Raw genomic sequence first — 7,298 nt, forward strand, 5'->3', positions numbered from 1 at the left:
CAATGAGTTTGAGTCCGATATGATAAAAAAGTTTCACGTATCTCGGCTCAACCCCGACTTGAGGCCGCCTAAACAAAAGCCCCTCTCCAACGGTGAAAAGGGACTTACTCAGTTGATGCAGTTTTATTAGATAGGGAGAGCATTCCCATGCGCTTCTAGCCCTGGGAAAGATGTCTAAGGTCTACTTGACTAGGTGTAGAAGGTCGCGCAGCACGCTAACTCCTGCCAAATCCCACAGAAGGTAAGCGGTAAAGCCAATCATGGCTAAACGCCCGTTCCACAACTCAGCTTGAGGGTTCCAACCAAACAGAAAAGCGTTGCGATCAGCTCCGTTGTATTCCTGAGCGACTGGAGGTAAGCCAGTGGATTTGTTCGCTTGCATGGTTCACATTCCTTCATAATTTGTTACACCTTATAATATTTGTAGCCTCAAGTATGGCTATCTACCCTTAGAGGCATCTATGACCTATCTGGCGTCAAGATTTAGCCGTCCAGCTTAATACCGCTAGATTGCGTCCACCATGGAGCAGGTGAGGACAGCGCAAAGCGATTTAAGGAGAGACAAAATCTGAATCCAATTTCCATTCGTGCTTCAGCAGCTCACGATACACCGTTTCCCGCCGCAGCATGAGACGGTGCTGCTCAACCAGAAACGCTTGAGCTTGTTCGTGAGACATTTGCTCTACCAGATCGGCAAAGCTTCTGAGGCTAAATTCTTGTTCTAAAGTGAGTTCGTTTGCTTGATTCATAATTATCTCTTGAGCCTTAAGTGGGATAAAACCTGATTTACGGTTTTATGTCCATTTATTACGCGATATGAACTAGTGTAACAAAATATTTACATAGTTGACGCTTTTGGAAAAGTATCGGGCCTGCACTACTTGAGTTCTACCCGTGGAGCAGTCTAGTTTTTAACGCTGAGCGAGATCTTGGTTCGCTGGGAAGCGCAATTTGACCTGAGTGAAAATGTTAAGATATATCAAGCAGATTTAATACAACTTAATACCTCACCTCCTTAATCATGCCTACTTCTCTCATCTCGCAGCTCTTTAAGTCGAGTACAAGCCCAGGCTTCTGGTCCCAATTCGCTTGGGCCATATTACGAGTTTGTCTAGGGATCATGATGGTTCACAACGGTCTGGATAAGCTAGCAGATATCCCCGGCTTTGCTGAAGCCTATGTAAAAGTGATTGGCTTGCCGTTTCCAATCTTCTTTAGCTACGTTGCCGCCTACACAGAACTGATTGGGGCACCATTGCTAGCAATTGGTTTTCTAGCTCGTCCTGCCGCCTTCGGGTTGTTTAGCACGATGTGCGTTGCGATGTATCATCACATCCTAGTCGCGGGTCTGAGTATTCCTTACCTTGAGCTGTCTGCGGTCTATGCCGCTTGTTTCCTGTTCTTCATCGTCAATGGCCCTGGCCTATTTTCAACGGATGCTTTGCTCCTGAATTGGCTGGACTCTAACGCTCTATCGACCAAGGCTAAGCACGTCATGCGTCTGGAGCGAGCTTTCAATTCAGCTGGTGCTGAGGCGGCAACTGTGAGCCAGCATGGATTGACCAACTGACAGCTGGATGACTTTGGACAGGGCTGAACCGGCTGACCTTGCCCACTCATTTCTCGGTCCTGATCCAGGAGCTACCCAGGTGCCATGGGGAAAAATTGGGTAATTTGCCGCTATCTCTAGATCACGGAGTCATCCATGATGAAAGAACATTCAAAACCGCTAGCCACCTCATCAGGCCGGCATTTATCAAAAGGGGCCCTGGGCGATTGCTCAGGGCTTATTAGTTGAGTTGGGGCACGGCGGGCAGGGGCTGGTCGAGCGTGTTCTAAACGTGTGGATAGCTTTCTATGAACTGTTGTTGGAATCGGATTTGAACAATCCTGAGCCACATGTCTAGAACATCATCGTATTTCTTCTATGCTGTACGTAAGTTCCGCCTAAAAGCGATTACCCACCTCACAGAAAATGATGAGAATGCCAACCCAAAGAACCCTTGTTATCCTGACAGTCTTATTGACCACCTTTAGTGCGAATCAGATTGTAAGGGCTCAGTCCAAAAGCACTGCCTTTGAGTGTGCGGGCTGTGACCTCCGAGGCGTTGACATGAGCACTAAAAAATACCTAGACCGGAACTTAAGCGGAGCGATATTGCGAGAAGTTAATTTACGCGGTGCTAATCTCAGCAATATTGTTTTTCTAGGTGCAGATTTGAGGGGTGCGGATCTGCGAGGGAGCACACTCACTAACACCTTTTTTACGGGCGGCGCAAACCTTCAAAAGGCTGACCTTAGAGGCGCTAGGATGGACGGGACTTTCTTTACGAATGCCGATCTCCGTAATGCTGATTTACGGGGTGCAACCTTAACTAAGGGCAGTCTAGAAAGCGCCAACCTGAGCGGAGCAAAGATAGATGGGTTGGTGATGGATGCTTTTTTGTGTAAAACGATCATGCCTGATGGGAAGGTTCGCAATGACAATTGCCCTTGATAATATTGCCCATTAGCTCAGCAATGGTGGCTGGACGACGCAGCCGATTTACTTGCAGATTAGCTGCTTCAGTCGGATAGTACAATCTCTCAAGCCCGATAGGTTGACGTAATGAAGGCAAACCAACTGCTTACGAATGACTGCTGCCCTTTCAGCAACTGTGGGCTACCCTTAGCGTGCATCAGGCAGCTGGGCAGTTTTTGGCTTTGTTTCGCTGCAATCTGTCGTCGATGATGATGGGATTGATTCGGGATACGTGTAAAATAGTGCCACGGATCTCGTTAAGCCTTTCTCCTTCTGCACTTCAGGCATTGATAAATGGCTTTACTATCCGTTGGGCTACCTGCTGCATGACGCAATTAACCAAACTTTTGAGACTGAGTAAAAGGCATTATCCAGTAGAGGTTTCAGCTATTTGCGCAGCACTTGACTAACATCGTATTCTCACGGCATTTCAAGGCTTTTGTCGTACTACAAAACCTGTCATACAGTCCACTTTTAGTCCACCGCCTTTTGAGACAACTTAATCTTATACTGATACTCAAGTCAAGACTTTTGACTGCCTGATAATCTAGGGTGACTTGCCAAGTCAGGGTGACTTTCAGACTCATGACCGCGATTGAACGCACTGCCTACCCTCGATTCAAGCTCAATCCATCCGCTAAAGAGTTAGCAGACCTCTACACGCCAACTCCTGAAGAGGTGCAATTCGCACAAGCCCAGGTTCGAGGCAAAAGTGGGTTGTTGCGAATGGCCGTCATGCTCAAATCTTTTCAGCGTTTAGGCTATTTCCCTCATCCTGAGTTTGTTCCTGTCGCCGTTATCACCCATCTTCGTTCTTGTCTCAAATTAAACTCCTGGGTTTCAGCCATTCCAACCCTACCCTCACGGTATCGATATCAACAGGCAATTCGAGAATATCTGGGTGTCAAACCATATAGCAGAGAAGCTCAAAAATTGGCAGCAGGGGCGCTCACAACTGCTGCTGAGGTCAAAGACCATCCCGCAGACTTGATTAACATCGCCATTGAAGCATTGATTAAAGAGCGTTACGAATTGCCTGCTTTCAGCACACTTGATCGCTTAGCTGGAAATGTTCGGTCAATTATCAACACCCGCTTGTTTCATCGGGTATCTGATGGGTTGACACAAGCCGAGCAAACATATCTGGATAGACTCCTGTTACCAGATGCTTCAGACTCACAGGCGACCTTGAATCTGCTCAAGTCACCTGCCAAAAGCGCCACTCTGTCTCACCTCCAGCAGCTTCAATCAAAGTTTGACCGATTGATGGGATTTGGAGATGCCAAGCGTTCTCTATCACCCATTGCCCCTGCCAAAATTAAAGCCTTTGCCCAACAAGCGAAGGTGCTTGATAGCACAGAGTTACAGGACATCAAATTGCCGAAGCGCCGTACCCTGTTGCTGTGCTTGCTCTATCAAGCGCAAGTCAAAACGCGAGATGCTCTCGTTGAGATGTTTCTCAAACGAATGCAGAAACTCCACACCAGGCAAAAAACAGACTGGTCGAACTGCGGGAGAAGCACCGTGCCCAAGCAGAGACGCTGTTGAGTGTCTTTGCCCAAATCGTCAGAGCGTCGGGTGAAAATCAGGACAATGCGGCATTAGGCGCGCAAGTAAAAAACTTGTTAGCGGCTCATGGAGGTGCTGCTGAGATTCTAGAGCAATATGAGGAGATCGCTGCTTACAACGGCGACAATCACTTACCATTGCTCTGGCGGTTTTATATTCCCCATCGCAAGGCTCTTTTCAGCCTATTGCGTTCATTGGACATTCGTTCAACCACGCAAGACCAGACGTTAATGGAAGCGCTTGCCTTTGTATTGCAACATGAGCATCGGCGGCGGCGACATTTACCGACCAATGGCATTGATTTAAGCTTCGTAAGTGATCCATGGCGACGTTTAGTTGTCGTGCGCCAGAATGACACTGAACTGTTTGTCCGCCCTCTTCTTGAAATTTGCCTTTTCACTTACCTGGCAGCAGAGCTGAAGACTGGCGATGCTTGTGTTGTGGGCTCAGAATCCTTTGCTGACTTCGGCGAACAATTGCTTGCTTGGGATATTTGTGAGCCGCAAATTGAACAGTTTTGCCAAGAGTTAGAAATTCCAGCGACACCAGAAACCTTTGTCAAGCACTTGCAGCAATGGTTGACACAAGTGGCGACCACCGTAGATCAGGTCTGCAAAGATGGCACTCAAGTCACGATTAGCGCAATGGGAGAACCAGTCCTCAAGCGTGTTCCATCTCTAACTAAACCAGCAGGTGCTGACAAGCTAGAAGCGTTGATTCAGCAACGGTTACCAGAGCGCAGTATTCTCGACATCCTCGCTAATGTTTAACATTGGCTGAACTGGACTCGTCACTTCGGTCCAGAATCGGGTTCAGAACCGAAGCTAGACAATCCTGTAGAGCGCTACCTTTTGACTGTATTTGGGTTAGGTTGCAATTTAGGTGCTAATCAAACAGCAAGGCACACCCGTGGACACATTACGTCTCACCAGGTGTCCTACATTCATCGTCGCCACATCAACGTGCCCAAATTACAGGCAGCCATGACAGACATGATCAATGCCTACAACCGCCTCAATTTGCCTAAGCTTTGGGGTACAGGTAAACGCGCTGCTGCCGATGGTTGTAAGTTCGAGACCTATGAGAACAACTTGCTATCGGAGTACCACATTCGTTACGGCGGGTACAGTGGCATTGCTTATCACCATGTTTCCGATACTTACATCGCGCTATTCACTCATTTCATTGCTTGTGGGGTATGGGAGGCGGTTTACATCTTAGATGGATTGCTGAAAAACACTTCCGACATTCAACCCGATACCCTTCATGCTGATACTCAAGGACAGTCAGTTCCAGTCTTCGGTTTAGCGTACCTGCTGGGTATCAAGTTGATGCCTAGAATTCGCAACTGGAAGGACTACACCTTTGTGCGTCCAAGCCAGGATGCTGTGTATGAATACCTTGATCCTTTATTTACTGAAGTGGTCAATTGGAAACTGATTCAGACTCACTGGCAGGATTTGATGCGAGTTGCACTGTCAATCAGATCAGGTAAGTTGTTGCCTTCTGCTATTCTACGCAAACTTGGCAGCAGTAGTCGTAAAAATAAGCTCTATCAAGCATTTCGAGAATTAGAACTGGTGATGCGAACGGTGTTTTTGTTGCAGTACATTTCTGATCCAGCGATGCGGCAACAAATTACCGCTTGTACGAATGTGGTGGAAGGATTTAATCAGTTCACTCACTGGCTCTTTTTTGGCAAGGATGGCGTAATTACGGAAAATGACCCAGAAGAACAAGAGAAACGGCTCAAGTACCTTGATGTTGTAGCTTGTGCTGTCATTCTCCAAAATGCGGTCGATATTTCTTGGGCTGTCCAACACTTGAATGCAGAAGGTTACAAGGTAGACCGGGACGCGTTAGCAGTACTCAGCCCTTACATGACTCGACAATTGAAACGATTTGGTGATTATGTGGTGGATTTACAGTCAATTCCACAGCCATTAGAGACTGCTATACCCTTGCCAATAGAGATGGCTGAAAGCTAGTGATTGTCGAGCTTTGATACCCATATGATAATTTTTTACACGTATCTCGGCTCAATGCCAAATTCATCTAACCCGCTTTTTGACCGCTTCATTGTCCTCTAGCAACCTTTCTCACTAAGCACTAGAGGCACCCAATTTCATGACTTGGGGGGCGATAGGCATTACGAATACTGTTGGAAACTCGATCAGCATCGTTAGTCACATGCAAAAACAGGCATCGTCCCTTCTCCACCACAGAAACCTTGGTTGGGTAACGGAACGCAAGTGACGAAAACTAGAGTATCTCCCACATTAGGCGAGTATCCACTAACCAACGTATTATCACTGTAATTGCTATTGATCTGAGGGACACCTGCTAATCTCAAAGTATTAGCGATCCCCTTTTTGCAGTCAAATCGGTTGTACTTCGTTGATGTGCCATAAAACATGGTTGTTCGAGGTGCAGCTAAACTTGGAGCTTGAAACAGAGCAAAATTTAAGCTCAATACAGTTCCAACCACGAAAAGCAATCGAAGCCGATTGGAAAATGATGGCATAGCTTTGTCTTCCTGAAAGCGTGCTGTGGATGCTCTAACACTTCACGATCAAGGTCACGCTGATATGCACGACAAGTATTCAATTAGTTTTTCAAGATTTTGAATTCTTACCGCAGAGGTTTCAATTCGCGGAAAGCCTTGCTTAGCCAAAGGCAGCTCTAATCTCCCATCAAAGAAGCCACATCCATCGAGGTTGTGGCTTCTGTTCAGTCTGCTCGGCGAACTATTCGCTATGCACTCTGTCTAATGTCCGGTCTACCAAAATCAATTCCTACTGGATTGCATCCAACAAAGCTTACCGAGTCCTCATCTAAATACCCCAAGATCGCCATCTCAATCACTGCCTCGACGGGATAATCAAGCTGAGCCGCACACGTTAACAGTCCTAATCTAATTTTCTCTGGTAGGGCGTCTAGGAAAGCTTGGGCGGCTTCTGGCGACAAATGCTCGGTAGTGACTTGCATTGTCGTTCCTCCTACTTGATAGGACTGTTATAACGTGGTCGGGCACTACGAATCATCAGTGTCTCAAGGTCTTCTGCACGTCGCAGAGATTGAAGTCCTAATCGCTCGATCGCAATTCTGATCTCATCGGGTGTGCAGTAATCAAGAAATGCCCAGAAAAATGACCAAGGGGCCGCTCAACAACTGAGCGACCCCTTGGTCTAACCAACTATTACCCTGG

The 7,298-nt window shown here is 47.1% G+C and carries 9 protein-coding genes; 5 read left to right on the forward strand and 4 right to left on the reverse strand.

The window, feature by feature from the left end; all coding sequences use genetic code 11:
• Positions 1-181: 181 nt before the first annotated feature.
• Together AC5I6P_RS25375 and AC5I6P_RS25380 are read right to left on the reverse strand one after the other, a co-directional pair.
• Positions 182-382, reverse strand: a complete 201-nt coding sequence (locus AC5I6P_RS25375; RefSeq protein WP_495696560.1) for a high light inducible protein — start codon at positions 380-382, stop codon at positions 182-184.
• Between the two features lie 169 nt (positions 383-551).
• The gene (locus AC5I6P_RS25380; RefSeq protein ID WP_495696561.1) at positions 552-749 is read right to left on the reverse strand and encodes an NblA/ycf18 family protein; all 198 of its coding nucleotides are present in this window, start codon (positions 747-749) and stop codon (positions 552-554) included.
• Positions 750-1,021: 272 nt separating this feature from the next.
• On the opposite strand from AC5I6P_RS25380, the gene AC5I6P_RS25385 reads away from it, so the two are divergent.
• The 5 genes from AC5I6P_RS25385 (at position 1,022) to AC5I6P_RS25405 (ending at position 6,078) form a co-directional block, all read left to right on the forward strand.
• Positions 1,022-1,570, forward strand: a complete 549-nt coding sequence (locus AC5I6P_RS25385) for a DoxX family protein (RefSeq protein ID WP_495696562.1) — start codon at positions 1,022-1,024, stop codon at positions 1,568-1,570.
• A gap of 543 nt (positions 1,571-2,113) precedes the next feature.
• Entirely contained in the window at positions 2,114-2,497 is a 384-nt protein-coding gene (locus tag AC5I6P_RS25390) for a pentapeptide repeat-containing protein (RefSeq protein ID WP_495696563.1), read from the forward strand.
• Between the two features lie 609 nt (positions 2,498-3,106).
• The gene (locus tag AC5I6P_RS25395) at positions 3,107-4,069 is read left to right on the forward strand and encodes a DUF4158 domain-containing protein (RefSeq protein WP_495696564.1); all 963 of its coding nucleotides are present in this window, start codon (positions 3,107-3,109) and stop codon (positions 4,067-4,069) included.
• The gene (locus tag AC5I6P_RS25400) at positions 4,066-4,860 is read left to right on the forward strand and encodes a hypothetical protein (protein WP_495696565.1); all 795 of its coding nucleotides are present in this window, start codon (positions 4,066-4,068) and stop codon (positions 4,858-4,860) included. Before AC5I6P_RS25395 ends, AC5I6P_RS25400 begins: the two co-directional genes overlap by 4 nt.
• A gap of 6 nt (positions 4,861-4,866) precedes the next feature.
• Positions 4,867-6,078 carry a Tn3 family transposase gene (locus tag AC5I6P_RS25405; protein WP_495696568.1) on the forward strand — a complete coding sequence of 404 codons (1,212 nt, stop codon included), beginning with the start codon at positions 4,867-4,869 and terminating at the stop codon, positions 6,076-6,078.
• Between the two features lie 194 nt (positions 6,079-6,272).
• Here AC5I6P_RS25405 and AC5I6P_RS25410 read toward each other — a convergent pair whose 3' ends face one another.
• Positions 6,273-6,614, reverse strand: a complete 342-nt coding sequence (locus AC5I6P_RS25410) for a hypothetical protein (protein WP_495696566.1) — start codon at positions 6,612-6,614, stop codon at positions 6,273-6,275.
• Positions 6,615-6,844: 230 nt separating this feature from the next.
• Complete coding sequence (locus AC5I6P_RS25415; RefSeq protein ID WP_495696567.1) at positions 6,845-7,078, reverse strand: hypothetical protein; 234 nt, start codon at positions 7,076-7,078, stop codon at positions 6,845-6,847.
• Positions 7,079-7,298 lie beyond the last annotated feature (220 nt).

Source organism: Myxacorys sp. (assembly GCF_059501405.1).